Genomic DNA, 24,521 nt, shown 5'->3' with positions numbered 1-24,521 from the left:
GCGTGTGGGTAGCATCGTGCCGCGGCGCCGCGCCTGTGGCGTGGCCCGCCGGCAACTCTCCGATTGAACCCAAGGAACAACCATGGTCCTGCTCGAATTTCAGATGTCGCCACGCGCCGAGGGCGACAGCGTGAGCGCCTACGTGGCCCAGATCATCGACCTCATCGACAAAAGCGGCGTCCCCTACCAGCTCACGCCGATGGGCACCATCCTCGAAGGCGAATGGGACGAGACCTTCGCCGTCGTGAAGGCCTGCTTCGACCACCTGCGCGCCGTGGGCTGCACGCGCATCGGCCTGCACCTCAAGGTGGACTGGCGCGAAGGCCCGGCAGGCCGGCTGCAGGCCAAGACGGCCAAGGTGGAACAGCTGCTGGGCCGCAAGCTGCACACCTGAATCCCGATTCCGGGGCACGACTGCCTGTTGTGCGGGCACCGCGTCGCAGCCCGCGCCGGGCAAGGATTTCGGGAGATTCCACGGTGCTTGTCCACAGCCTTGCCCACGGCGTGCGGGGACAAGTCAGCCACCCGGAAAAGCAAAAACCGCCCGAAGGCGGTTGGTTCCGTGGCGCGTGAGTGGCAGGGTTCAGACGTCGGAGCCCAGTTGCTGGCCATGGTGAACGGCGTGCTCGGCTTCGGTGCGCTCGGCGTCGCGGCTCAGGAACGCCCTTTGGGCATGCCCATCTGATCCGTCGTTTTTCCGGAGAACTGAATCTGGTACCGAACCAGATGGTGGCGCAAAGTTCTGCACCAGCAGAAGCAGCGCGCCGCCCGCCGCATTGCGCGTTGACTGAGACGCGCCAAGCCACGAAGCCCCCGCTGCTTGCGCGCACGCCGTTCGCGTTCGCTGTCTCTTCTCACGTGCCTCAAGTCAAAGCCTGGAACTACGCGAAATCATGGATTGGGTCCCTGTCGTCTTCATTGTGTTCAAGGTTCTCGTGTTCGGAACCTGCATGTTCCGCGCCATCAAGTGGCACCACGACGAAGGAAAAAAGAAGAAGAACAAGGACGCCACCTGACCGTAGCACCAGCAAGGCCGGGCTCGCCACCGGAGCCTCGGGCGAGGGACTTGTGGGGATGCCTCACGGCGCCTCGGGTCGCGCGAGACCCCCACGAACTTCACTCGATGTTCTGCACCTGAAGCGCGGGATGCGCTGCAAGTGCTTGATCTCTGTGGGCTATCGGCCTGGGGGACTGCATTTCCCCCACGATTTGCCCCACAGGAGGCCTGAGCTGCGGTGAGACTGCATGGAGCGGCAATCGATGTTCAGCGCGCGCACGGGGGAAGTCTAGCAGTCGGGTTTGTGTTTGGGCGGAGTATGGCGGCGCGGCGCGTGGGGCAAGGAGGCGGCATCAATCGCCACCTGCAAACGACCGCCTACGCCGACGATGGCCGTGGCATCCGCTGGCAGGTCGTTGACTTCGCCGTGCTGCGTTGCATAGTGGAGATTCCCATGAGGCCGCTGTCCTCACCAACAGCCGTCGCAGTCGTTACCTGCCCTTGGAGATTCGCCGTGCCTTCGTGCCGGCCTGAGATGCCGAGTTCGCCTTGCGCGGGCCTCGGCTTGCCACGCAGACTTGATCTGCGCAGAGCCACCTGCGGCATGTGCCGCCGTTCGCGTCGTTGCGCCATGCGCGACGGCATCCTGTGCGCCACCCGATGGCGCCCGTGTTCTGCGATGTCTGGGCATCTGCCCTTTGCATTGCAGCGCCCTCCGCGTCGTCACTGGAAGCTTGCTGACAGTGACGACGCGGTAAGTCCGCGTTGCGCCTGATCAAAAGGCGGACTGCGCGAAGTGACGGCCCGAAGTGACGGGCTCTGACGCTGCTGGACGGCGTCCGTCAATGGGGCCTGGAGCCCCCTCGATGCCCTCGCGGCATCCGATGCGCATGCGTTCGGCTCGACCGGCGCTGCGCCGCCTGATCCCCGTCAACGGATCTCCCCTCGTGTGACGTGCACACCCCATGGACCTTGGGTGACCAGTCCCCGCGCATCGACGTGCCAACAGGTACCACCGCGCGGCGCCACAGCGCGTGCAACGCCGGCGACCAGTTGATTCGTTTGCACAACCGGGAGTGGTGTCCCGTGTCCCTCGTAGTTCCCTTGCGCTGCGGCGTCAGGGACGGACAGAAACACTGACCTGACCGTCATGCACCCCGGCGGCTTCGGCCTTCGGTCTCGTAGGTACCGCACTTCGTGCGGAGATGACTGGATGAGGATTGAAAAGGAGCAAATCTTGCGCGACCTGAACCACGACTTCAAACTGCTGTGCCAACGTAACCGGGACGGCTTGATGGTCACGCGGCGCAGGCAGGTTTTTGGGGAGTAGCTTTGTGAACTGGGTCGACTGTTTCTGGCCAAGGCAATGTATGTCTACTCTCTCTATAGACCAAAATCTGTCGTTCTATCCTCAAAGTTGAGGAGGACGGGGGGCGTGGAAGCGAGCAAAGTCCGTTTTAAGATTGCAGCCGTTCTTTAGTTTCATTATCAGTTTGAGGGGCGAGTAATGACGATTAAGAGAGTGCTTGCGTTATTTATTGGCGTTCTCGGCGCTGCCGCCGGAAATTCCCAAGTATGGCAACATAGGCTAACGGTAGCTGCCAACCCTGTACTGTTAATTGACAACCGGGACGTAGATGTAATAGTGCGCGGCATGAATGATGCAATCCGAGCTTCGGTTTATGGCAATCCGTGGGATTTTCCGTGTGAAGATGTTCAATTTGTTCGCGCAGGCGATGTAATAGTTGATGAACGGCTTCCTATCACCGGTTCATTTGAATCGATAACTGCAAAGATGAAATCCATTGCGCCTAGGGCCAATGTACTGATAGTTAGTGGGATTGATTGTGCTGGTATTCAGGCGGCCGGCTGTGGTCGAATAGGTGGCGAGCCATTGGTGGTAGGGCCGGCACCTGGCTTCGATATTCAGCTTTGGTTGCATGAGCGTGGACATAATATGGGACTGCAGCACTCTGCTGAGGCGCCAGCGATGTCCGCGACGGAAAAGCCAGAGATTGGAAAAAGGTTTATGTTCTGGATGTTAGGACGCGACCATGTTGGGAAGACTAACGTCGAATGCAATCACTTCAAGCTGAGCAGTGTTTCTTCTGTTTCAAAGCTCGGTAACACGAATGCAGCTACTTTGGTGGCCGTTGCGGATAAATCTGGAGAAGTTCCTCAGGCAAAAGGTGCTCAAGCAGAATCGACGCCTTCTGCGCTTGCGGCGGCTGTGGATTCTGCAGGAATGACGCCAAGAGCGTATGAGGTTGTGGCGCCACCTTGGGTTCACGGTCTTCCACTTGATGTAATCAAAACGCTTTCTGAGGACGATCTCGAATCAATTAGGCGAATGTTGGAGGGGCCTGTAAATAGATACTGGCCGCAAGCGCTTAATGTTATCGCCGCTGTGGGGAGAGAGTCTGACTCGAGGCTGGTTCGAAATGCCATGGAGTTGCCGATGGCGGCAGTTCTGCCGGGAGGGGATCTAGCCGAAAAGGAGAAATTTCGGACGCTTCTTCAAGTCAAACTTTCTGCGCCTTTGGCTCTTGGAGTTATTGCCAATCGATTTCAATCCAATAGCGCGGTTGATGCGCTAGTAAGGGCCGCAAGCGTTGCGGAAGCCAAGGCCATCGTCGGGACAAATAATCCTGAGGCACTAAGTAAACAGGCGCTAAGAGGTCTTTCTTTGGCAAACACTCCAGAGTCAAATGCTTTTATAGGTTCAGTTACAAAATCGAATGGTGTCGGCAGTAGTTTTGCGATCCCTTCGCTGACATCTAATGAGCGAGCTGCACTCATAAAAAATTCTTCACAGGTTAATAGCCAAGGAATCGAGGCCTACTTACGTAAGCCGGGCGCTTTCTGATGCTGACCTTTGATTCTCAACTGTGTTCTGGCCCGGGGTGAGCCCCCCGGAACTCGTATCAGAGGCGAATCGTCGGGGCGATTTTTGAAAATCAGATATTCGATGGGAGGTGATTGTGAGAAGTAGTTTAGTCGGGCTGCTGGTGGTTGGTGGTATGGCTACAGGCTGCGCCACAGTTAGCGGCCCTCAGCCCGCAGTGGGGGCTAATGGCCCTGAGAAAACCAGCTCTAATCCTGGGTTGGTCAATGGTTTTTATGCGTCGCATGCAGCCTCATTTGCCGCGCCGGGTGATTCGTCGTTGGCACGTAAAATGCTCGAAGATGGATTTGCGCTAGTGGATGCAAACTGCCGAACTTTCTTCAGGTCTGCTGGCAAGTCCCAGCAGAATGTGAGTGTTATTCGTGATGTTGTCGGTGCTGTGGGTACTTTTGGAAGCGCAATACTTGCATTGCATGAGGGAAGTCGGCATGCAGCGGGTTATCTTGCACTGACAACTGGAGTGGCGTTTTCTGGCATCGATATTTATACTAAAAATTATTTATTCTCTGCTGAGAATATCGATTCCGTTAGGACCTTGGTTGTGAATGCACTAACTAAGCACAGTTCGGCAGCCTTGGGCATAGGTGTGCAAACTTACTCGTCTGCGGCTCTTCTTGTCTTGGGGAATCAAGACATTTGTGAGCCGTCTTCTATCGCCGCTCTTTCTCGTGATGCGATAAGGAAAGGCGATGTGGTTGCAGTTCAAACCTCAGTGGAGCCTAATTCGGTAGGGCTAATTTCTGATCAACTCGCGCTTCAGGAGCTCGGAAATATTTTGAATCCACCCGGTCGCTTAACTTTAGATCAAGCGGGGGCTTTATGGTGGCTGCTTCGAGATTTCTCCTCATCGTCCGAAAAATCCGTAATCGCCTCAAAACTCTCGGATTTGCAAGCGGCCGTTCGACCGATCGATGCAGCGGGCAACTATTCGGCTTCCTGGCCTCATGAGGCGTCGGTGAGGCGAGCATTAGACAAGTTTTCTAGCCAAACCAAGAATGGCTTCACCACTGCTATCGTGGCAGCTCGCTCAGCGGCTGTCGCTGCTAATGCAGCCGCAGTGGCAAGAGCTGCTCTTTTGCCGGCGGCGCCAGCGGTCGTGCCGGTTCTGCCTACGCCGAGTTTTGGTTCCGCCCGTCCAGCCAATTTGGCTCCGGCTCAAATTAATGTGATGATTCGATAACATGCTGAAAAGTGTGAGTCAGATTCAGTAGTTTTCCACTATTTTAAGTTGACGGTATTTTCGAGAGGTGAATGTATCGGGCGGTGTCAAGGCTGCGGCGGATGCGTGCGCAGCTATCTATATATGGGGCGAGCAGGAGCGCTGGCGGCTGGTATTGCACTACGCGTCATCGCCGCGGTCGGCATGTAGGCGGCGGTTGATGTACGTGGCCGCTTTGGGTCACGAAATCATCGCTCGGAAGGGAGTCAATCATCTGCATGCAACTTCTTGGGTGAGCACGAGATTCCCGCCAGAAGTCTTGCCCATAGGTGCAGCGCAGCTTTGCGCTCTTCGAAGTAGTCGTACCGGTTGTAGACCCCTTCGATATCGCGCACCTTGTGGTTGAGCGCCCGTTCGGCGACGAACCGATCCACGCCCAGCGCGGCCATGTGTGTGCGGGCCGTCCGCCGCATGTCGTGCACGGTGAAATGATCCATGTCGTCCAGCGGCAGGCGGTGCAGCGCCGCGTTCAACGTATCCGGGCTTATGTGGCCGAAGCGGTTCTTCCGGGGTACGCCGGCCTTCATGTGGATCAGCCGGCGAGCAGGGAACAGGTACTCGCTGTTGCCCGAAAACACCTTCACCTCCTCCAACCAATGCAGGACCGATGCTGCGAGCGGGATTTCAATCGCATGGCTCGTCTTCGTACGCGATGGGCGAAGCGACCAGATGCCGCGCTCCAGATCGAACGACGACCACTGAGCCGACAGCAGCTCCATCTTGCGCACGCACAGTGCGAGCAACAGCCAGGCTGCCAGTTCGTTTTGGCGACCGAAGTTCCGCGTGTCTCGCATGGCCTTGGCGAGGGCTGCGAGTTCATCGCGGTTCAGCCAGCGCTGCCGGGACTTCTCGGCACCGCCTGCGTCGGAGAGGTCGAAGCCTGAAGCAGGGTTGGTGTCGATCCACCGGCGCTTCACGGCGAAGTGGAACATACGGAACAGGTAGCGCAGCGCATCGTTGGCCACGGTCGGCGTACCGGCGTCCACGATGCGCGTGAGCACCTTGTCGATGTGCAGCGGCCGACTTCCGCCACCCCCAGTTTGCCGATCACCGGATCGATGTGGCGGCGGATGACGCGCGACACGACCTCGGGGTGCTTATGCACCTTGGCGATGTTCCGTTCGTACCAGGCTTCGGCAAGGGCTGTGACGGTGGTCTGTTCATGGGCCTTGAGCCGCTCAGCACGCTTTTCCGCGGCGACGTCCACACCCTGCTGGATGCGTGCCCGGTTCATGCGCGCCGCCTCGCGTGCGTCCTTGAGCGACAGGTCCGGGTAGCGGCCCAGCACCTTTTCTCGGGCGGTGCCGCCGAAGCGGAAGCGAAGGATCCAGGAGGCCTGGCCTTTCAGCGCGCTGGCGCTGGTGCCCACGAAGGTCAGGCCGCCGCCGATGCCGCGGTCCACGGGGCCGGCGTTGAGCCAGGCGCGCAGCGTCTTGTCGGTGATGCGTTCTCTCTCAGTCATAGCGATCTCCACAGCGGTTCAAGAAGAAGCTGTGGGGTAAATGTTCGGGCTCGGAGCCCGGACCTGTGGGGGAACCCATTTCCCCCACAAATTACCCCACAGCAATCGTGTGCTGCGCTGACATCACTTGCTACTGCATGAGACCACTTTCCCCGGCCTTCACCTCTGTAGAAGGGCGTTTTCCGGTGGCGTTTGCAACTCTGGCACCCTACTCAACGTTCTGCACCTGCTCGCGCATCTGCTCGATCAGCACCTTCATGTCCACCGAGATGCGCGTCAATTCCAGCGCGGCGGACTTGGAGCCCAGCGTGTTGGCCTCGCGGTGCAGTTCCTGGATCAGGAAATCGAGCCGCTTGCCGAGTTCACCGCCCTTCTTGAGCAGGCGCTCGATCTCGTCCAGGTGCGAATCCAGCCGCGTGATCTCCTCGGCCACGTCGATGCGGATGGCGAAGGCCGTGGCTTCGGTCAGAGCGCGGTCCTGCGCGGCTTCGGGCAGGGTGGCGCCGTCGGCCAGGGCCATGGCTTCCTTCCAGCGGTCCAGGAAGCGCTGGCGCTGCTGCTCCACGAGTTGCGGGACGAGCGGCAGGGCCTGCGCAGCCAGTGCGCGCAGCTGGCCCAGGCGCTCGTTGAGCATCGCCGCGAGGCGGGTTCCTTCGCGCTGGCGTGCCGCCAGCAGTTCCTTCACGACCTTTTCTGCCAGCGGCAGCAGTTGGTCGTCGAGTTCGCCTGCGCCATGTTGTTCGGCGGAAGACAGCCGGATCACCTCGGCCACGGACAGCGGCGTGGCGTTGGGCAGCCACGAACGCACCTGGTCCTGCACCCCATTCAGGCGCTGCAGCAGGCGCGGCGTGGGTTCAGGCACGCTGCCGGTGTCGATGCTGTCGATGGACGCGCGCAGCTCCACCTTGCCGCGCTTGAGCTTGGCTGTGAGCAGTTCGCGCAGCGCGGGTTCCTGCTGGCGCAATTCGTCGGGCAGGCGGAAGGCGAGGTCGAGGAAGCGGCTGTTGACGGCGCGGATCTCCATGCCCAGGCGGCGCGACGGCTGGCTCCTGGCGTCGGTTTCCGCGGGGTTACTGGCGCCACTTTGCTGGGCGCTTGCGTAACCGGTCATGCTGTAGACTGGCATGAGAACGTTTCTGGTCGTTGCAAAGGCCAGAGAATAACGGCTTCCACCCTTCGCGACGATTGCAGCCTTTTCCATGACCAAGAGCAAGCCGGCGCCGTTGCGGCCCGAGACCGTCATCGGTGGCTACCGCGTCGTGCGCAGACTCTCTTCCGGCGGCTTCGGCATGGTCTACCTCGCCATCGACGGCGAAGGCAACTATGTCGCGGTCAAGGAATACCTGCCGTCCTCGCTCGCCTCACGCGAACCGGGCCAGACGCTGCCCGTGGTGCCGGCCGAGAAGCTCTCGCTGTACCGCCTGGGGCTCAAGAGTTTCTTCGAGGAAGGTCGCTCGCTCGCGCAGATCGCCCACCCCTCGGTGGTCAGCGTGCTGAACTTCTTCCGCGAGAACGAGACCGTCTACATGGTCATGAACTACCTGGAGGGCGCGACCCTGCAGGACTTCATCATCACCTCGCGCGAACTCAAGCGGCCCAAGGTGTTCCGCGAGTCGACGATCCGCTCGCTGTTCGACGAGGTGCTGCGCGGGCTGCGCATCGTGCACCAGCACAAGATGCTGCACCTGGACATCAAGCCGGCCAACATCTTCATCACCGACGACGACAAGGCTGTGCTGATCGACTTCGGCGCCGCGCGCGAGGTGCTGAACAAAGAAGGCAACTTCATCCGGCCGATGTACACGCCCGGCTTTGCCGCGCCCGAGATGTACCGGCGCGATGCCACCATGGGGCCGTGGACCGACATCTACGCCATCGGTGCCTGCATCTACGCCTGCATGCTGGGTTTCCCGCCGGCCGAGGCGCCACAGCGGCTCGAGAAGGACCGCATCACCCCCTCGCTCGCCCGCCTGCGCGGCGTGTATTCCGACAACCTGATCGAGGTGGTCGAGTGGTGCATGGCACTGGATCCGCTGTCGCGGCCGCAGTCGGTGTTCGCGTTGCAGAAGGAGCTCAGCCGCGAGGGCGAGCGCCGCTACACCAAGCTGTCCATGGGCGAGAAGATCCGCATGCAGTTCGACACCCTGGTGTCGGACGGCAAGAAGAGCGGGGTCGCGCCCGCCAGGTCGGCCGACAAGACCTCGCGATGAGGTTCTCGGTCTTCCAGGTCAGCCGGCGCGGTGGCCGGGCCAAGAACGAAGACCGCATGGGCTATTGCTACACGCGGGAGTCGGGCCTCTTCGTGCTGGCCGACGGCATGGGCGGCCACCCCGAGGGCGAGGCCGCTGCCCAGCTGGCGGTGCAGACGCTGTCGTCGCTGCACCAGCAGCACGCCACGCCGCAGCTGCCCCAGGCCGGTGATTTCCTCGTGCATGCGCTGCTGGCCTCGCACCGGCGCATCCTGCGCTATGGCGAGGAGCGCGGCCTGGCCGACAAGCCGCGCACCACACTGGTGGCCGCCGTGGTGCAGGGCGAGAGCGTGACCTGGGCGCATTGCGGTGATTCGCGGCTGTACCTGGTGCGCGGTGGTGCGTTGCTGGCGCGCACGCGCGACCATTCCTACCTTGAGCAGATGCCGGCCGACATGGCGCGCGCGGGCCGGGTCAGCCGCAATGTGCTCTACACCTGCCTGGGCTCGCCGGTCGCGCCCGAATACCAGCTGACCGGGCCGGTGGCGCTGCAGCGCGGCGACAAGATCCTGCTGTGCTCCGACGGCCTGTGGTCCAGCCTGAGCGACGAGCGCATCGTCGAACAACTCAGTGCCATGCCCGTGGCGCAGGCCGTGCCGGAACTCGTGGAGCAGGCGCTGCGCGCGGCAGGTGACACCAGCGACAACGTGACCGCCCTGGCGCTGGAGTGGCGCTCGGCGGATGCCTTTGCGTCGACCAGCGGCCAGGCGCCCGATGCATTCGCCGCCACGGTGCAGGGCACCGACCCGAAGGCGGCCGTGCCCGAGCTCGACGAAGCCGCCATCGACCGCTCCATCGCCGAGATCAACGAAGCCATCCGCCGCACGGCCGCCCGCAGAAACTGACCCGCGCCGGGCGCGGTTTTCCGGCTTGGCGACAATCGCTCCATGACTGAATTTGCAAGAACCGGCGGCCGTGCTGCCGACCAGCTGCGTCCCGTGCGCATCACCCGCGGCTTCACCGTCCATGCCGAGGGCTCGGTGCTGATCGAGTTCGGCCAGACGCGCGTGCTGTGCACCGCCTCGGTCGAGGAGAAGGTGCCGCCGCACAAGAAGGGCAGCGGCGAGGGCTGGGTCACGGCCGAGTACGGCATGCTGCCGCGCGCCACCCATACGCGCAGCAGCCGCGAGGCGGCGAAGGGCAAGCAGACCGGCCGCACGCAGGAGATCCAGCGCCTGATCGGCCGCTCCATGCGCGCCGTGTTCGACCTGAAGCGCCTGGGCGAGCGCACCATCCACCTCGATTGCGATGTGCTGCAGGCCGATGGCGGCACGCGCACCGCGGCCATCACGGGCGCCTTCGTGGCCGCGCAGGACGCCGTGGGCAAGCTGCTGGCCGAAGGCAAGCTCGCCACCACGCCGATCGTGCAGCCGGTGGCCGCGGTCTCGGTCGGCATCGTCGAAGGCACGCCGCTGCTCGACCTCGAGTACGTGGAAGACTCCGCCTGCGACACCGACATGAACGTGGTCATGACCGGCGCCGGTCACTTCGTGGAGGTGCAGGGCACGGCAGAGGGCGCGGCCTTCACGCGCGCCGAGATGGACCAGCTGCTGCAGCTGGCCGACAAGGGCATCCAGGAACTCATCGCGCTGCAGCTGGCGGCGCTCGCGGGTTGAGCATGGACCTGGTTCTCGCGTCCAACAACAAGGGCAAGCTGGCCGAGCTGCAGGCCCTGTTCGCGCCGCTGGGCCTGCGCCTCGTGGCCCAGGGCGAACTCGGCGTGCCCGAAGCCGAGGAGCCCTACCGCACCTTCGTCGAGAACGCGCTGACCAAGGCCCGCAATGCCGCCCGCCACACGGGGCTGGCCGCCGTGGCCGACGATGCCGGCCTGTGCGTCGATGCATTCGGTGGCCTGCCCGGCGTGGACACGGCCTACTACGCCACGCAGTTCGGCTACGCCAAGGGCGACGACAACAACGTGCGCGCGCTGCTCGAGCAGATGCGCGGGGTGGCCAACCGCCGCGCCGCGCTGGTCAGCACGCTGGTGGCCGTGCGCAGCCCGGAAGACCCGGAGCCGCTGATCGCGGTCGGCCGTGCGGTCGGCCGCATCACCGAGGCGCCGGTGGGCGAGGGCGGCTTCGGCTTCGATCCCGTGATGTGGATCGAGGCCTTCGGCAAGACCTTCGCCGAGCTGCCGGCCGAGATCAAGAACGCCAACAGCCACCGCGGCCAGGCCGCACGCGAGATGCTGCGCCTGATGCGCGAGCGCTGGTTCTAGAGATGTCCGGCATGCGCGCCCGCGAGCTCCTGGACTACATGCGGCCCAGCGTACTGCAGCTGCAGGCGCTGCCGCCGCTCGCGCTGTACCTGCATTTGCCCTGGTGCATCCGCAAGTGCCCGTACTGCGACTTCAACTCGCATGCCGTGCGTGGTGACGAGGCGGTGGTGCGCTGGGCCGGCGCCGACGCGCCGGCGGTGACCCAGGTGTCGGCGCCGGCCGAGCTGCCCGAGCAGCGCTACATCGATGCGCTGGTCGCCGACCTGGAGGCCGCGCTGCCGCTGGTCTGGGGCCGCACCGTGCACAGCATCTTCATCGGTGGCGGCACGCCCAGCCTGTTCTCGCCGCAGGCCATCGACCGGCTGCTGGGCGATGTGCGCGCACGGCTGCGGCTGGAGGCCGATTGCGAGGTCACGCTGGAAGCCAACCCCGGCACCTTCGAGAAGGACCGCTTCCGCGCCTACCGCGCGGCGGGCGTCACACGCCTGTCGGTGGGTGTGCAGAGTTTCGACGATGGCCTGCTGCAGGCCGTGGGCCGCGTGCACGACCGCCGCCAGGCGATCGCCGCGCTCGAAGAGGCGGCCGAGGCCTTCGACACCTTCAACCTGGACCTGATGTACGCGTTGCCGGGCCAGACGCCCGAGATGCTGGCGCAGGACCTGAACACCGCGCTGGCGCTGGCGCCGCCGCATCTGTCGGTCTACCACCTGACCATCGAGCCCAACACCTTCTTCGCCAAGCACCCGCCGGTGCTGCCCGAGGACGACATCGCCTACGGCATGCTGGACCAGATCACCGAGGCGACGGGCAGTGCGGGGCTGGAGCGTTATGAGATCTCGGCCTATGCGCGCGCCGGCCACCGCTGCGTGCACAACCTCAATTACTGGCAGTTCGGCGACTACTTGGGGCTAGGCGCGGGCGCGCACAGCAAGCTGAGCTTCGCGCACCGCGTGGTGCGCCAGATGCGGCTGCGCGAGCCCGGCCTGTACATGGAGCAGGCGCTGGCCGGCGCCGCGCTGGCGCAGGACGAGGATGTGCGCCGGGCCGACCTGCCTTTCGAGTTCATGCTCAATGCGCTGCGCCTGCGCGAGGGCTTTGCACTGCAGGACTTCACCGAGCGCACCGGCCTGCCGCTGTCGGCCATCGCCGCCGGCCTGGCGGAGGGCGAACGCCGCGGCCTGCTGGTGCGCGACGCCGCGCGCGTGCGTCCCAGCGAGAAGGGGTTCGACTTCCTCAGCGATCTGCAGGAGATCTTCCTGTCCGGCGCCTAGCGCCTTCCACTTCACCGGAGCACATCCATGGATTTGCAGTTGACGGGCCAGCATGTCTTGATCACGGGCGGCAGCAAGGGCATCGGCCTGGCCTGTGCCCAGGCCTTCTTGCGTGAGGGCGCCCGCGTGAGCCTGGTCTCGCGCGATGCGGGCAACCTGGAGCGCGCCGCGATGGCGCTGCGCGCCGATTTCGCAGATGCCACCACGCGTGTGCAGACCCATGCGGCCGACCTGCGCGACGCGGCCTCTGCGCTGGCCGCAGTCGACGCCATCGAACAGCAGGCCGGCGCCGTGCAGGTGCTCGTGAACTCGGCCGGCGCGGCCAAGCGCACGCCGCCCGACGAGCTCACGCCGCAGGCCTGGCACGACGCCATGGACGCCAAGTACTTCAGCTACATCCATGTGCTGGACCCGGTGGTCAAGCGCATGGCCGAGCGCGGTGGCGGCGCGGTCGTCAACGTGATCGGCGCGGGCGGCAAGGTGGCCAGCCCGGTCCACATGCCGGGCGGCGCGGCCAATGCGGCGCTGATGCTGGTCTCGGCCGGCATGGCCGCGGCCTATGCCGCGCGCGGCGTGCGCGTGAACGCCGTGAACCCCGGGCTCACGCTGACCGAGCGGCTGAAGGAAGGCATGGCGGCCGATGCGCGGCTGCAGGGCATCGATGCAGAAGAGGCCTTGCGCCGCGCCACGGCGCGGCTGCCGCTGGGCCGCATCGCCGAGCCGGCCGAGATCGCCGATGCCGTGCTGTTCCTGGCGTCGGCGCGCGCGAGCTACATCACCGGCGCGATCCTGGCCATGGACGGCGCCGTGACGCCGATGATCTGAAGGGCTTCAGTGCCGCGCGCGCCGCAGCGCGGACACGCGGTCTGCGATGACGGCCGTGTCGCGCGCCTCGTCGGCGCAGACCAGGTACTTCTCCAGGTCCAGCACGGCCTCGTCGTTGTGGCCCAGGTCGGCGTGGGTCAGCCCGCGGTCGCGGTACTCGGACCAGGCCTCGGGCAGCAGCACCACGAGCCGGTTCTGCACCGCCAGCAGGCGTTGCGCGTCCGACTGGCTGCGGTGGATCTCCTTCAAGTTGCGCAGCATGCGCGCCAGGATGTCTCGCGGCTTGGCCGACTGCAGGTACAGGCCCAGCGGCACGTCGAAGTCTTCGCCTTGCTCGGCCTGTTGCTGCTGCTTGTAGGGCGCCAGGCGCTCGACCAGTTCCTCGCGGCTCAGCGACTGGCCGACGAAGGGGTCGATCACCACCTGGCCCTTGGGCAGGTTGACCTTCACCAGGAAGTGGCCCGGGAAGTTGATGCCGCGCACCTGCAGGTGCAGGCCCTGGGCCAGCTCCATCCACAGCACCGCCAGCGAGATCGGGATGCCCATGCGCGTGCGCAGCACGGCGTTGAGGTAGCTGTTGTCCGGGTCGTAGTAGTTGTTGACGTTGCCGCCGAAACCGAGCTCGCGGTAGAAGAACTGGTTCAGCATGCGCAGGCGGTGCAGCGGCGGCGCGTCGGCCGCCAGGCGGCGCTGCAGGCGGGCCTGCAGCTGGTCCATGTCGCCCAGCACCTGTTGCACATCGAGCTCGGGGTATTCGTCCTGGGCGAGGCTGGCGCAGGCCTCGAGCAGGGGGAACTGCTCGTCGCTCTGGACCAGGGCGGTGAAGTACTCAAGCGGTGTCGGGATCGAATAGCTGGGCGGCATCGGTTCTTTGTAATGGACGGGCCTGGGCGCGTCAAGCCAGGGCCGGATGGCCTCAGGCGCCGTGGCGCAGCATGCGCTTGAGCTGGATGCCGGCTGCCCAGGCGGCGCCGAAATACACCAGGCCAGACGCCGCCAGGGCAAGTGCCATGCCGCCCATGCGCAGCCAGCCGTGGCCGACCTGCGTCCAGGGGTAGGCGCGCGACACCCAGATCAGGAAGATCGCCAGCAGGGCGCTGGCCGCCACCACCTGCAGCAGGTAGCGCCCCCAGCCTGGCGAAGGCCGGTAGCTGCCGCGGCGCAGCAGGCCGATCAGCAGCAATGCAGCGTTCAGCGTCGCGCCCAGGCCCACCGACAGCGCCAGCCCGGCATGCTGCAGCAGGGGCACCAGGCCGAAGTTCAGCAGCTGGGTGAAGACCAGCACCACGAGCGCGATCTTCACGGGCGTGCGCACGTCCTGGCGCGCGTAGAAGCCCGGTGCCAGCACCTTGATCGCCACCAGACCGAACAGGCCGGCGCCGTAGCCCATCAGCGCCAGGCTGGTCTGGCGCACGTCTTCCTCGCCGAACATGCCGTGGTGGTAGATGGTGGAGACCAGCGGCACGGCGAAGGTCAGCAGCGCCACCGCGCTGGGCACGGCCATCAGCACCACCAGGCGCAGGCCCCAGTCCAGCATGGCCGAGTAGCGCGCCGTGTCGCCGGCCGCGTGCGCGCCGCTCAGCTGCGGCATCAGCACCACGCCCAGCGCCACGCCCAGCAGCGCGGTCGGGAACTCCATGAGCCGGTCGGCATAGCCCAGCCAGCTGACACTGCCCGGCGCCAGGTGCGAGGCGATCTGGGTGTTGATCATGATGGACACATGGGCCACGCCCACGCCCAGCAGGGCCGGGCCCATGAGCTTGGCAATGCGCCGCGTGCCGGGGTCGGCCCAGGCTTCGCGCAGGCCGGCCAGGCCCAGCCGCACGCGCGGCAGCAGGCCCATGCGGGCCAGCACCGGAACCTGCACGCCAAGCTGCAGCACGCCGCCCAGCATCACGCCGCCGGCCATGGCGTAGATCGGCTCGATGCCGCGGGCGGCCAGCCAGGGCGCGCCCAGCCAGGCCGAGCCCATCATGGCCAGGTTCAGCAGCACGGGCGTGACGGCCGGCACGGCAAAGCGCTTCCAGGTGTTCAGGATGCCCGAGGCCAGCGCCACCAGCGACATGCAGCCGATGTAGGGGAACATCCAGCGCGTCATGACCACGGCAGCATGGAAGCCGTCGGCGTCCTGCTGCAGGCCGGCGGCCAGCACCCAGACCATCAGCGGCGCGGCCAGCACGCCGGCCAGGCACACCAACACGAGGATGGCCGTCAGCACGCTGGCCACATGGTCGATCAGCTGCTTGGTGGCGGCCTCGCCGTTCTGCGCCTTGCTGGCCGCCAGCACCGGCACGAACGCCTGGCTGAACGCACCCTCGCCGAACAGGCGCCGGAACAGGTTGGGGATACGGAAGGCGACGTTGAAGGCATCGGTCATGGCGCTGGCGCCGAACAGCGATGCCATCAGCAGTTCGCGGCCCAGGCCGGTGATGCGCGACGCCAGTGTCAGCAGCGAGACCGTGGAGGCGGATTTGAGGAGACTCACCGCAGGGAGTGTAGCCAGCGGCCAGCGCCATTCTGGGCACGCCAGCCCGATTGTGACGGCGCTGTTATACTGGCGGGCTTTGCTGGCAACATCCTCAAGCCTTTAAGGAACACATACCATGGCAACCAAGCCCAAAAAGAAGAACCCGCGCCTGGCGTCGGGCCGCAAGCGCGTCCGCCAGGACGTCAAGATCAACGCTGCGAACACCTCGCTGCGTTCCAAATACCGCACCTTCGTCAAGAACGTCGAGAAGGCAGTTGCCGCCGGCGACAAGGACAAGGCCACCGAACTGTTCGGCAAGATGCAATCCGTGGTCGACACCGTCGCCGACAAGGGCATCTTCCACAAGAACAAGGCCTCGCGCGACAAGAGCCGCCTGGCCGCCAAGGTCAAGGCCCTGGCCACTGCTCCGGCCGCAGCCTAAACCAGCCAACCCGCCCGGGTTGCACCAGCAACCCGCCGTTTGAACGGGTGCGCTGCCAGCAAAGAAAAAGAGAAACCGCCTTCGGGCGGTTTTTTCTTGGGCGCCTGGAAAGTGAAAAGGCTCAGCGCTTGGGTGGCTCAGGCACCAGGCAGGCCTCGGCCACCTGCAACTCGTTGTCGCGCGCGAAGTTCATGGCGAAGTCCCAGGCCATCACGTCGTACTCGCGCAGGTCGCGGTGCACGATCACGCACTTGACGCCGTTCACCGTGGTCGGCACGCACCAGGGCGAATAGCCCAGGTGGCTGCCCGGCTGCGGCCCGCCCGGCCGGAACTGGCTCAGCACGCCGGCCAGCCGCTCGGCCCAGTCGCTGGGGCGAAAGGTCCTGCCGTCGTGGGTGATGCCCTGGATGAAGACTTCCTTGGACGGGGGCGGGGTCATCTGGTGGGATTGATCGGGAAAGAGGCGCTGGGGACGCTGCATTGTGTGCAGCGCTCGCTGCAAGAACGGTGCCGTCCTCATGCTGCGGTGCACCAGAGTTTAGCCGAGCCACCTGTCGTTGCCCTGTCGCCGGGCGCATAGCTGTGATGCGGATTTGTCAAAAAAGCGGGCAATCACTGCCCCTAGAATCACCGTTCAGCGGGCCCCGGTGACCAACCGAGACGGCGCCGGTCTTGCTGAATCCCTCGTGTTTCGCCCCTTCTGGAGAGATCAGCACCATGACCGCTGCCGTAGAGCCCACTTCCCCCCACGTCATGAACACCTACGGCCGCGTGCCGATCGCGCTGTCGCATGGCCAGGGCGTGCGTGTGTGGGACACCAATGGCAAGCAGTACATCGATGCGCTGGGCGGCATCGCAGTCAACACGCTGGGCCACAACCATCCCAAGCTGGTGCCGGCGCTGCAGGAGCAGCTGACCAAGATCATCCACAGCTCCAATTACTACCACGTGCCCGGCCAGGAAAAACTGGCGGCAAAGCTGACCGAGCTGGCCGGCATGACCAACGCCTTCTTCTGCTGCACCGGCCTGGAGGCCAACGAAGCGGCCATCAAGCTGGCGCGCAAGTTCGGCCATGACAAGGGCATCGACAAGCCCGAGATCGTCGTCTACGAGAAGGCCTTCCACGGCCGCAGCATCGCCACCTTGAGCGCCACCGGCAACACCAAGGTGCAGCAGGGCTTCGGTCCGCTGGTCGAAGGCTTCATCCGCGTACCGCTGAACGACATCGAGGCGCTCAAGACCAGGACCGCCGGCAACCCCAACGTGGTGGCGGTGTTCTTCGAGACCATCCAGGGCGAGGGCGGCGTCAACCCCATGCGCGCCGAGTACCTGCAGCAGGTGCGCAAGCTCTGCGACGAGCGCGACTGGCTGCTCATGATCGACGAGGTGCAGTGCGGCATGGGCCGCACCGGCAAGTGGTTCGCGCACCAGTGGGCCGGCATCGTGCCCGACGTGATGCCCCTGGCCAAGGGCCTGGGTTCGGGCGTGCCGATCGGCGCCGTCGTGGCCGGCCCCAAGGCCGCGCACATCTTCGGCCCTGGCAACCACGGCACCACCTTCGGCGGCAATCCGCTGGCCATGCGCGCAGGCATCGAGACCATCCGCATCATGGAGGAGGAAGGCCTGCTGGAGAACGCCGCCAAGGTCGGCGCGCACCTGAAGCAGTCGCTGCTCCAGGCCTTCGAGGGCGTCGAGGGTTTCAAAGAAATCCGCGGCCAGGGCCTCATGCTCGGCGTGGAGCTCACGCGCCCGTGCGGGGTGCTGACGGCCCGCGCGGCCGAGCGCGGGCTCTTGCTGAGCGTGACGGCCGACTCGGTGATCCGCATGGTGCCCTCGCTGATCCTGTCGCAGGCCGAGGCCGACGAGATCGTTGCCATCCTCGTGCCACTGGTGAAGGAATTCCTGGCAGAACCGGTGGCAGCGCCATGAGCCTGAAGCACTACCTGCAGTTCAGCGACTTCTCGGCCGACGAGTACGCCTACCTGTTCGCGCGCGCAGCGCTCATCAAGCACAAGTTCAAGGCCTACGAGAAGCACCACCCGCTGGTGGACCGCACGCTGGCCATGATCTTCGAGAAGGCCAGCACCCGCACGCGCGTGAGCTTCGAGGCCGGCATGTACCAGCTGGGCGGCTCGGTGGTCAACCTCACCACCGGTGACAGCCAGCTCGGCCGCGCAGAGCCCATCGAGGACAGCGCCAAGGTCATCAGCCGCATGGTCGACCTGGTGATGATCCGCACCTTCGGGCAGGACAAGATCGTCGCCTTCGCCGCCAACTCGCGCGTGCCCGTCATCAACGGCCTGACCAACGAGTTCCATCCCTGCCAGATCCTGGCCGACATCTTCACGTTCATCGAACACCGTGGTTCGATCACGGGCAAGACGGTGGCCTGGGTGGGCGACGGCAACAACATGGCCAACACCTGGCTGCAGGCCGCCGAGATCCTGGGCTTCAAGGTCCATGTCAGCACGCCCAGCGGCTATGAGATCGACCAATCCGTGGCCGGGTTGCGCTCGTCCGACAGCTACAAGGTGTTCAAGGACCCGATGGACGCCTGCCGCGGCGCCGACCTCGTGACCACCGACGTCTGGACCAGCATGGGCTACGAGGCCGAGAACGAGGCGCGCCGCAAGGCCTTCGCCGACTGGTGCGTGGACGAAGAGATGATGAAGGTCGCCAGGCCCGACGCCTTGTTCATGCACTGCCTGCCCGCGCACCGCGGCGAGGAGGTGCAGGCCGAGGTCATCGACGGCCCGCAATCCGTGGTCTGGGACGAGGCCGAGAACCGGATGCACGTGCAGAAGGCGCTGATGGAGTATTTGCTGCTGGGGCGCGTCTCCTAGCCCTTTCCGATCTGCAGACGCGGCAAGCCGGGCACCGAAGGCCCGGCTCCATGCCGGTGCCCATGCCCGATTCCCCAGCCCTCACGCCCGCCCTGCGGCGCAGCATCCTGCTGCTGTCGCTCTCCAACTTCTCCAGCATGTCGGTGCAGCGCATCTGCGATGCCATGTTGCCGGCGCTGGCGCAGGAGTTTTCGGTCTCGCTGGCGCAGGCCGCGCAGGTGGTCTCGTTCTTTGCCATCGCCTACGGCGCTGCGCTGCTGTTCTACGGCCCCATCGGCGACCGTGTCGGCAAGTTCGCACTGATTGCGTTCTGCACCCTGGCCTGCAGCATCGGCAGCGTGGTGTCGGCGCTGGCGCCCGACCTGTCCACGCTGGTGCTGGGCCGGGTGCTGGTGGCGATGGCCGCCGCCGCGATGATCCCGATGGGCCTGGCCTGGGTCGGCGATGCCGTCAGCTACGACAAGCGCCAGGAGACGCTGGCGCTGCTGGGCCTCGGCTCCACGCTGGGGCTGGTCAGCGGCCAGCTGCTCGGCGGCTTGTTCACCGACTGGTTCGGCTGGCGCTGGGCGTTCTGGTTTCTGACCGCGCTGTTCGGCGTGGTCGGCGCGCTGCAGTGGCGCGACTGGCGGCAGCAGCGCGTGCAGCCGCACCACATGGCCGGTCTGGCAGGCGCGCCGGCCACGCGGCAGCGCTTCGGCGCGCAGCTGCTCGTCATCCTGCGCCGGCCGCATGCCCGCGCCGTGTTGCTGACCTCGGTGGCCCAGGGCGCGCTGGCCTTCGGCGTGATGGCCATCTGGGCCTCGCATCTGCACGCCAAGCTGGGCATGTCGCTGGCTGCTTCCGGCGCCAGCGTGGCACTGGCCGGGGTGGGCGGCGTGCTGTACATGGTCGGCGCGCGCCGGCTGATCCCCAGGCTGGGCGAGCGCGGCCTGGTGCTGACTGGCGCCGCCGCCCTGTCCATCGGCGCCTGCGGGCTGGCCTTCACGCCCTACGCCCTGCTCGCGCCAGTCGCCAGCCTGGTGGCGGGCTTCGGCCTGTTCATGATGCAGAACACGCTGCAGACCAATGCCACGCAGATGGCGCCTGAGGCGCGTGGCATGGGCGTGGCCATGTTCTCCACTTCGCTGTTCATCGGGCAATCGGTGGGCGTGGTGCTGGCGGCCAGCCTGGTCGGGCGTTGGGGCTCGACGGCGGTGGTGGCGGGCGCGGGCGTCGGGGTGCTGGGGATGGCGCTGTTCTTCGCCCGGGCGCTGCGCCGGCGCGATGCGGCGCTGCAGCGCGGCTGAATCCACGCGGCAACATTTGTAAGGGTAAACACCTGGAGATCCGGGGCCGCCGTGGCTCCGTACAAGCAACCAGGTGCCGCTGGTCGGTGGTGCCATGTCGACCCACACACCGAGGAGAGCGGCATGCCATTTGCCCGCAGTTCGATCGCAGCGTGCGCTTTGCTGGCTTGCGCCGCCAGCGCGCTCGCATCCAGCCACCGCGAAGCCCCGTTCATCACCACCAGCCCGAAGGTGGATGGCACGGACTTCTACATGTTCCGCAGCTACGAGGGCGTGGCCAGCGGCGGTGGTGGCGGCCGGTCGGACTACATCACGCTGATCGCCAACTACCAGCCGCTGCAGTCTCCGTACGGCGGCCCCAACTACTTCTCGCTCGATCCGAACGCGCTGTACGAGATCCACCTGGACAACAACGGCGATGGCCGTGAAGACCTCACCTTCCAGTTCCGCTTCAGCAACAAGCTCAACGGCACGGCGCTGTCCATCGGCAGCGCCAGCGTGGCGGTACCGCTGATCCAGACCGGCCCGGTCGCCAACGTGTCGGACGCCAACCTGAACCTCAACGAGACCTACAGCCTGAGCGTGGTGCGTGGCGACCGGCGCAAGGGCGCAGCGTCCGCCGTGGCCAAGGCCGATGGCAGCCGGGTGTTCGAGAAGCCTGTCGACTACATCGGCAGCAAGACGCTGGGCGAACCTGCCGCCTACGAGGCCTACGCACAAAAGCACATCCACACCATCAAGGTGCCCGGCTGCCCCGCCGGCAAGGACGAAGGCCGCGTGTTCGTCGGCCAGCGCCAGGAGGGCTTCGCCGTCAACCTCGGCCCGGTGTTCGACCTGGTGAACGCGCCGGCCGCGGTGCTGCTCGATCCCGCGAACAAGGACGCCGCCGGCATGGGCGGCAAGCACGTGATCCAGCGCGCCAACGTCACCACGCTGGCGCTGGAGGTGCATAAGGACTGCCTGACGGCCGGCAGCGACCCGGTCATCGGCGGCTGGACCACGGCCAGCATGCGGCAGGCGCGCCTGTTGAACGGCAAGCCCGCTGCCGGCCACCAGACCGCGGAGAAGGCCGGCGGCGCCTGGGTGCAGGTTTCGCGGCTCGGCAATCCCCTGGTCAACGAACTCGTGATCGGCCTGCCGGACAAGGACAAGTTCAACGCATCCAGCCCGCGGGACGACGCCCAGTTCCTGAACTACGTGACCAACCCCACGCTGCCCGCCCTGCTGGGCGTGGTGCTGGCAAACAACCCGGCCGCCGTGGCACCGACCAACCTGCCGCGCACCGACCTGGCCACCGTGTTCCTGACGGGCATCGCGGGCGTGAACAAGCCGACCACGGCCGCGCCGTCGGAGGTGCTGCGGCTCAACACCGCCGTCGCCGCCGTGCCTGCTGCCGAGCAGAACCGCCTGGGCGTGGCGGGCGAGGTGCTGCGCGTGGGCGGCCCGGCCAACCTGGCCCAGGCGCGCGACCTCGCGGGCTTTCCGAACGGGCGCCGGCCGAAGGACGATGTGGTCGACATCGCGCTGGTGGCCATGGTCGGCGGCCTGTGCGTGATCAACGGCGACGGCAACGCGCTGGGGCTCAACGGCGTACCGGGCGTGCCTGCGCTCACCTCGGCCTGCAAGCCCTCCAGCGTGCCGCTGGGCGCTGGCGCCGCCAACATCCACGACGCCGTGGACCAGGCGACCGTGCCGTTCCTCACGCGCTTTCCGTACCTGAACACGCCGAACTCCGGTTCCGCGGCCTACTGAACGCACCACGAGGAGCTTTTCCATGCGAACCACTCCCTGGATCGTTCCCGCTGCGGCGGTGTGCGTCGTGCTTGCCGGCTGCGGGGGCGGCGGTGGCGACGGGCCTGGCGACGGCGGCGGCTCGGCCGGCAACGTGCCCGGAACCGACGTGCCTGCCCCTGTGCAGACCAGCATCGCCGACGTCATCGCCTTCGCCAAATCGCTGATCGCCAGCACCAGCGAAACCAGCGACCCGGTGGCCATCGAAGGCGCCACGCTGGCCACCAGCGACACCGACGAGCCCGCGGAACTCTGACGCGCGCCGCCGCCATGCTGCGCTTGCCCCTTGTGCCGCTGGCCATGTGCCTGCTAGGCGTGGCCCAAGCGGCCACGCCGCTGCGCCCGACCAGCGACCAGGAGGTGGTGGAACGCCTGCCCGCCGTCACGCGCGTGCGCCCCGTCCAGGGCAGCGCTGCCGCCGATCCGGTGCAGGCGGAGCGGCTGGCGCGCGCCGCCATCGCCACCGCACGCGAAACCGGCGATGCGCGCTATTGGGGCCGTGCCCAGGCCGCGCTCGCGCCCTGGTGGAACAAGGCCGACGCGCCGGCCGCACTCGCCGTGCTGCAGGCCACCGTTCAACAGGGCCGCCACGACTTCGGCGAAGCACGCCAGGTGCTGCAGGCCGTGCTGGCGCGCGATCCCGGCCAGGCCCAGGGCTGGCTCGACCTGGCCTCCCTGGAGCGCCTGAGCGGCCGCTACCCGGCGGCCCTGCAGGCCTGCGATGCCGTGGCCCGTGCCGGTGCGCTGCTCTACGCCCAGGCCTGCCAGCTGGAAACACTGTCGCTGCAAGGCCGCCACGACGAGGCGCGCAAGGGCCTGCAGCGTCTGCTGGACCAGGCCACCGAGCCCGCGCAGCGTGGCTGGCTGGCCTCGCTGCTGGCCGAGCACGAAGAACGCGCCGGCCGCGACACCGCGGCCCTGGCCGCCTACCGCCTGAGCCTGCAGGCTGCGCCCGACCTGTACACCCGCATCGCGCTGGCCGACCTGCTGCTGCGCACCGGCCAGCCGGCCGAAGTGCTGGAGGTGCTGCGCGCGCAGCCCGACACCGACGCCGTGCTGCTGCGCCAGGCCCTGGCCCTGCGCCAGCGCGGCGACGCCGGCTGGACGGCGCTGCGCGACAGCCTGCGCACGCGCGCAGACGAGCTGGCACGCCGCGGCGACGCCGCCGACGCCCATGCGCGCGAGCAGGCCCTCGCGGCGCTGTGGCTGCACGACGACGCGCCCGCCGCACTGGCGCTCGCGCGGCGCAACCTGGCCCTGCAGCGTGAGCCCATCGACTGGTGGCTGGCGCTGCAGAGCGCCCAGCGCGCCGGCGACGATGCGGCCCTGCGCGGCCTGCGGCAGGAGCTGCAGGCCAGCGGCCTGGTCGACCGGCGCCTGGTGGAGCGCACGCCATGAGCCCGCTCCGGTGGCGGCGGCTGGCCCTGCTGCTGGCCACCTGGGCGTTGATGGCAGGCCCGGCCTGGGCCCACAAGGGCAGCGACGCCTACCTCGATCTGCAAGACAGCGCCGAAGGCCTGCAGGCCACCCTGTCCGTCGCGCTGAAGGACCTCGACCTGCTGCTGCCGCTGGACGCCGATGCCGATGGCCTCGTCACCTGGGGCGAGGTGCAGGCCGCCACGCCCGCCGTGCTGGCCCTGCTGCAGCAGCACGCGCGGCTGGAGGCCGAACCCGCGCAAGACCCGGCCTGCGCGCTGGCCTGGCGCTTCGACGGCCTGGAGCGCCGCAGCGATGGCGCCTACCTGCGTGCCACTGCGCGCAGCGCCTGCGCCGCCACCGCGCGCATCTGGCGCTACACGCTGCTGCGCGAGCAGGACAGCAACCACCGCCTGCTCGTTTCGGGACAGGTCGGCGGCCAGCCGCTGCTGGCCACGCGCGCGCCGCAGATGGACGAGCCGCTGCGGCTGCAGGCCGATGGCACGGCCCCGCGCGGTGCCGCCGCCACGCTGCGCGACTACTTCATGCTCGGCATGCTGCATCTGCTGGAGGGCTACGACCACCTGGCGTTCCTGCTCGCGCTGGTGTTGCCGCTGGGGCTGCGGCTCGGCCGCCGCACGGCCGCCGGGCCAGCGGAGCCGGCCGGCACGGCCTGGTGGTCCTTGCTGCGCACCGTCACGGCGTTCACCATCGGCCACTCCATCACGCTCGTCGCGGCCACGCTGGGCTGGACGTCCGCATCGCCGGCCTGGGTCGAGCCGGTCATTGCCGCGTCCATCGCCGCCACCGCCGTGCTCAACCTGTGGCCCGTGCCCGGGCTGCGCGCCGAGCGGCTGGCGCTGGTATTCGGGCTGGTGCATGGCTACGGGTTCGCTGGCTTGCTGTCGGAGATGGCGGCGCCGCCCGGGCTGCTGCCCTGGGCGCTGGCCGGCTTCAACCTGGGCGTGGAGGCCGGGCAGCTGCTGGCCGTTTCGGGCTGGGTGCTGTTGGTGCAGGCCGTGGTCGACCGCCGCTGGTACCAGCCGCTGGTGGTGCGCGGTGGCTCCGGCGTGCTGATCCTGCTGTCGTCCTGGTGGTTCGTGGAGCGCATCGCCTGAGCAGGGAAGGCG

At 66.5% G+C, this 24,521-nt stretch carries 24 protein-coding genes; 18 read left to right on the top strand and 6 right to left on the bottom strand.

What is annotated here, in order from left to right:
* Nucleotides 1–82 precede the first annotated feature (82 nt).
* The 4 genes from DES41_RS04960 (at nucleotide 83) to DES41_RS37675 (ending at nucleotide 5,082) form a co-directional block, all read left to right on the top strand.
* Nucleotides 83–394 (top strand): MTH1187 family thiamine-binding protein, encoded by a 312-nt coding sequence (locus tag DES41_RS04960; protein ID WP_114466448.1) that lies wholly within the window; start codon nucleotides 83–85, stop codon nucleotides 392–394.
* A gap of 499 nt (nucleotides 395–893) precedes the next feature.
* The gene (locus DES41_RS39535) at nucleotides 894–1,016 is read left to right on the top strand and encodes a hypothetical protein (protein ID WP_281277163.1); all 123 of its coding nucleotides are present in this window, start codon (nucleotides 894–896) and stop codon (nucleotides 1,014–1,016) included.
* A 1,488-nt stretch (nucleotides 1,017–2,504) separates the two neighbouring features.
* Entirely contained in the window at nucleotides 2,505–3,863 is a 1,359-nt protein-coding gene (locus DES41_RS37680) for a hypothetical protein (protein ID WP_147282794.1), read from the top strand.
* A 115-nt stretch (nucleotides 3,864–3,978) separates the two neighbouring features.
* Nucleotides 3,979–5,082, top strand: a complete 1,104-nt coding sequence (locus DES41_RS37675) for a hypothetical protein (protein WP_147282793.1) — start codon at nucleotides 3,979–3,981, stop codon at nucleotides 5,080–5,082.
* A 245-nt stretch (nucleotides 5,083–5,327) separates the two neighbouring features.
* Here DES41_RS37675 and DES41_RS38700 read toward each other — a convergent pair whose 3' ends face one another.
* From DES41_RS38700 to DES41_RS04950, 3 genes are all read right to left on the bottom strand, one after another.
* Complete coding sequence (locus DES41_RS38700; RefSeq protein ID WP_211332894.1) at nucleotides 5,328–6,122, bottom strand: tyrosine-type recombinase/integrase; 795 nt, start codon at nucleotides 6,120–6,122, stop codon at nucleotides 5,328–5,330.
* Entirely contained in the window at nucleotides 6,035–6,583 is a 549-nt protein-coding gene (locus DES41_RS38695) for an Arm DNA-binding domain-containing protein (protein WP_211332893.1), read from the bottom strand. The genes DES41_RS38700 and DES41_RS38695 overlap by 88 nt, the downstream gene beginning before the upstream one ends.
* Nucleotides 6,584–6,791: 208 nt before the next feature.
* Nucleotides 6,792–7,709, bottom strand: coding sequence for a YicC/YloC family endoribonuclease (locus tag DES41_RS04950; protein ID WP_114466447.1), 918 nt, complete (start codon nucleotides 7,707–7,709; stop codon nucleotides 6,792–6,794).
* Between the two features lie 73 nt (nucleotides 7,710–7,782).
* Between DES41_RS04950 and DES41_RS04945 the strand changes: the two genes are divergently transcribed.
* From DES41_RS04945 to DES41_RS04920, 6 genes are read left to right on the top strand one after another with little or no spacing between them, the layout of a single operon-like run.
* Nucleotides 7,783–8,793 carry a serine/threonine protein kinase gene (locus tag DES41_RS04945; RefSeq protein ID WP_114466445.1) on the top strand — a complete coding sequence of 337 codons (1,011 nt, stop codon included), beginning with the start codon at nucleotides 7,783–7,785 and terminating at the stop codon, nucleotides 8,791–8,793.
* Nucleotides 8,790–9,677 carry a PP2C family protein-serine/threonine phosphatase gene (locus tag DES41_RS04940; RefSeq protein WP_114466444.1) on the top strand — a complete coding sequence of 296 codons (888 nt, stop codon included), beginning with the start codon at nucleotides 8,790–8,792 and terminating at the stop codon, nucleotides 9,675–9,677. The genes DES41_RS04945 and DES41_RS04940 overlap by 4 nt, the downstream gene beginning before the upstream one ends.
* A 42-nt stretch (nucleotides 9,678–9,719) precedes the next feature.
* Complete coding sequence (gene rph / locus DES41_RS04935) at nucleotides 9,720–10,448, top strand: ribonuclease PH (RefSeq protein WP_114466442.1); 729 nt, start codon at nucleotides 9,720–9,722, stop codon at nucleotides 10,446–10,448.
* A gap of 2 nt (nucleotides 10,449–10,450) precedes the next feature.
* Entirely contained in the window at nucleotides 10,451–11,050 is a 600-nt protein-coding gene (gene rdgB / locus DES41_RS04930; RefSeq protein ID WP_114466440.1) for an RdgB/HAM1 family non-canonical purine NTP pyrophosphatase, read from the top strand.
* An 11-nt stretch (nucleotides 11,051–11,061) separates the two neighbouring features.
* Nucleotides 11,062–12,321, top strand: a complete 1,260-nt coding sequence (hemW, locus tag DES41_RS04925) for a radical SAM family heme chaperone HemW (RefSeq protein ID WP_114466837.1) — start codon at nucleotides 11,062–11,064, stop codon at nucleotides 12,319–12,321.
* 27 nt (nucleotides 12,322–12,348) lie between these two features.
* Complete coding sequence (locus DES41_RS04920) at nucleotides 12,349–13,146, top strand: SDR family oxidoreductase (RefSeq protein ID WP_114466438.1); 798 nt, start codon at nucleotides 12,349–12,351, stop codon at nucleotides 13,144–13,146.
* A 6-nt stretch (nucleotides 13,147–13,152) separates the two neighbouring features.
* On the opposite strand, the gene DES41_RS04915 is transcribed toward DES41_RS04920, so the two are convergent.
* Together DES41_RS04915 and murJ are read right to left on the bottom strand one after the other, a co-directional pair.
* Nucleotides 13,153–14,010 carry a SirB1 family protein gene (locus tag DES41_RS04915; protein ID WP_114466436.1) on the bottom strand — a complete coding sequence of 286 codons (858 nt, stop codon included), beginning with the start codon at nucleotides 14,008–14,010 and terminating at the stop codon, nucleotides 13,153–13,155.
* 52 nt (nucleotides 14,011–14,062) lie between these two features.
* Nucleotides 14,063–15,631 (bottom strand): murein biosynthesis integral membrane protein MurJ, encoded by a 1,569-nt coding sequence (gene murJ / locus DES41_RS04910; protein WP_114466434.1) that lies wholly within the window; start codon nucleotides 15,629–15,631, stop codon nucleotides 14,063–14,065.
* Nucleotides 15,632–15,749: 118 nt separating this feature from the next.
* Here murJ and rpsT point away from each other — a divergent pair, with 118 nt between their 5' ends.
* On the top strand, nucleotides 15,750–16,055 hold the full coding sequence (gene rpsT, locus DES41_RS04905) for a 30S ribosomal protein S20 (RefSeq protein WP_114466432.1): 306 nt from the start codon (nucleotides 15,750–15,752) through the stop codon (nucleotides 16,053–16,055).
* A 121-nt stretch (nucleotides 16,056–16,176) separates the two neighbouring features.
* Here rpsT and DES41_RS04900 read toward each other — a convergent pair whose 3' ends face one another.
* Nucleotides 16,177–16,494 (bottom strand): DUF3579 domain-containing protein, encoded by a 318-nt coding sequence (locus DES41_RS04900; RefSeq protein ID WP_114466430.1) that lies wholly within the window; start codon nucleotides 16,492–16,494, stop codon nucleotides 16,177–16,179.
* A 278-nt stretch (nucleotides 16,495–16,772) separates the two neighbouring features.
* Between DES41_RS04900 and DES41_RS04895 the strand changes: the two genes are divergently transcribed.
* The 7 genes from DES41_RS04895 to DES41_RS04865 all read left to right on the top strand — a co-directional run bounded on the left by DES41_RS04895 (nucleotide 16,773) and on the right by DES41_RS04865 (nucleotide 24,509).
* Entirely contained in the window at nucleotides 16,773–17,984 is a 1,212-nt protein-coding gene (locus tag DES41_RS04895) for an aspartate aminotransferase family protein (RefSeq protein ID WP_114466428.1), read from the top strand.
* Entirely contained in the window at nucleotides 17,981–18,898 is a 918-nt protein-coding gene (gene argF, locus DES41_RS04890) for an ornithine carbamoyltransferase (protein WP_114466426.1), read from the top strand. The genes DES41_RS04895 and argF overlap by 4 nt, the downstream gene beginning before the upstream one ends.
* A 62-nt stretch (nucleotides 18,899–18,960) precedes the next feature.
* Nucleotides 18,961–20,184, top strand: a complete 1,224-nt coding sequence (locus DES41_RS04885; protein ID WP_114466836.1) for an MFS transporter — start codon at nucleotides 18,961–18,963, stop codon at nucleotides 20,182–20,184.
* Nucleotides 20,185–20,307: 123 nt separating this feature from the next.
* A complete protein-coding gene (locus DES41_RS04880) occupies nucleotides 20,308–21,936 on the top strand; it encodes a DUF4331 domain-containing protein (RefSeq protein WP_114466424.1) in 1,629 nt (542 codons plus the stop codon).
* A gap of 22 nt (nucleotides 21,937–21,958) precedes the next feature.
* Entirely contained in the window at nucleotides 21,959–22,231 is a 273-nt protein-coding gene (locus DES41_RS04875) for a hypothetical protein (RefSeq protein WP_114466422.1), read from the top strand.
* Nucleotides 22,232–22,245: 14 nt separating this feature from the next.
* Nucleotides 22,246–23,373, top strand: coding sequence for a tetratricopeptide repeat protein (locus tag DES41_RS04870; protein WP_114466421.1), 1,128 nt, complete (start codon nucleotides 22,246–22,248; stop codon nucleotides 23,371–23,373).
* A complete protein-coding gene (locus DES41_RS04865) occupies nucleotides 23,370–24,509 on the top strand; it encodes a HupE/UreJ family protein (RefSeq protein WP_114466419.1) in 1,140 nt (379 codons plus the stop codon). The genes DES41_RS04870 and DES41_RS04865 overlap by 4 nt, the downstream gene beginning before the upstream one ends.
* Nucleotides 24,510–24,521: the final 12 nt, after the last annotated feature.

Origin of the sequence: Pseudorhodoferax soli, from assembly GCF_003337555.1 — a bacterium.
GTDB lineage: Bacteria > Pseudomonadota > Gammaproteobacteria > Burkholderiales > Burkholderiaceae_C > Pseudorhodoferax > Pseudorhodoferax soli.
This window is presented reverse-complemented; position numbering and strand designations above follow the sequence as displayed.

Coding starts and splice junctions, on each gene's coding strand:
- DES41_RS04960 (WP_114466448.1), top strand. CDS start 83: ATGGTCCTGCTCGAATTTCAGATGTCGCCACGCGCCGAGGGCGACAGC.
- DES41_RS39535 (WP_281277163.1), top strand. CDS start 894: ATGGATTGGGTCCCTGTCGTCTTCATTGTGTTCAAGGTTCTCGTGTTC.
- DES41_RS37680 (WP_147282794.1), top strand. CDS start 2,505: ATGACGATTAAGAGAGTGCTTGCGTTATTTATTGGCGTTCTCGGCGCT.
- DES41_RS38695 (WP_211332893.1), bottom strand. CDS start 6,583: ATGACTGAGAGAGAACGCATCACCGACAAGACGCTGCGCGCCTGGCTC.
- DES41_RS04950 (WP_114466447.1), bottom strand. CDS start 7,709: ATGCCAGTCTACAGCATGACCGGTTACGCAAGCGCCCAGCAAAGTGGC.
- DES41_RS04945 (WP_114466445.1), top strand. CDS start 7,783: ATGACCAAGAGCAAGCCGGCGCCGTTGCGGCCCGAGACCGTCATCGGT.
- DES41_RS04940 (WP_114466444.1), top strand. CDS start 8,790: ATGAGGTTCTCGGTCTTCCAGGTCAGCCGGCGCGGTGGCCGGGCCAAG.
- rph (WP_114466442.1), top strand. CDS start 9,720: ATGACTGAATTTGCAAGAACCGGCGGCCGTGCTGCCGACCAGCTGCGT.
- rdgB (WP_114466440.1), top strand. CDS start 10,451: ATGGACCTGGTTCTCGCGTCCAACAACAAGGGCAAGCTGGCCGAGCTG.
- hemW (WP_114466837.1), top strand. CDS start 11,062: ATGCGCGCCCGCGAGCTCCTGGACTACATGCGGCCCAGCGTACTGCAG.
- DES41_RS04920 (WP_114466438.1), top strand. CDS start 12,349: ATGGATTTGCAGTTGACGGGCCAGCATGTCTTGATCACGGGCGGCAGC.
- DES41_RS04915 (WP_114466436.1), bottom strand. CDS start 14,010: ATGCCGCCCAGCTATTCGATCCCGACACCGCTTGAGTACTTCACCGCC.
- rpsT (WP_114466432.1), top strand. CDS start 15,750: ATGGCAACCAAGCCCAAAAAGAAGAACCCGCGCCTGGCGTCGGGCCGC.
- DES41_RS04900 (WP_114466430.1), bottom strand. CDS start 16,494: ATGACCCCGCCCCCGTCCAAGGAAGTCTTCATCCAGGGCATCACCCAC.
- DES41_RS04895 (WP_114466428.1), top strand. CDS start 16,773: ATGACCGCTGCCGTAGAGCCCACTTCCCCCCACGTCATGAACACCTAC.
- argF (WP_114466426.1), top strand. CDS start 17,981: ATGAGCCTGAAGCACTACCTGCAGTTCAGCGACTTCTCGGCCGACGAG.
- DES41_RS04885 (WP_114466836.1), top strand. CDS start 18,961: ATGCCCGATTCCCCAGCCCTCACGCCCGCCCTGCGGCGCAGCATCCTG.
- DES41_RS04880 (WP_114466424.1), top strand. CDS start 20,308: ATGCCATTTGCCCGCAGTTCGATCGCAGCGTGCGCTTTGCTGGCTTGC.
- DES41_RS04875 (WP_114466422.1), top strand. CDS start 21,959: ATGCGAACCACTCCCTGGATCGTTCCCGCTGCGGCGGTGTGCGTCGTG.
- DES41_RS04870 (WP_114466421.1), top strand. CDS start 22,246: ATGCTGCGCTTGCCCCTTGTGCCGCTGGCCATGTGCCTGCTAGGCGTG.
- DES41_RS04865 (WP_114466419.1), top strand. CDS start 23,370: ATGAGCCCGCTCCGGTGGCGGCGGCTGGCCCTGCTGCTGGCCACCTGG.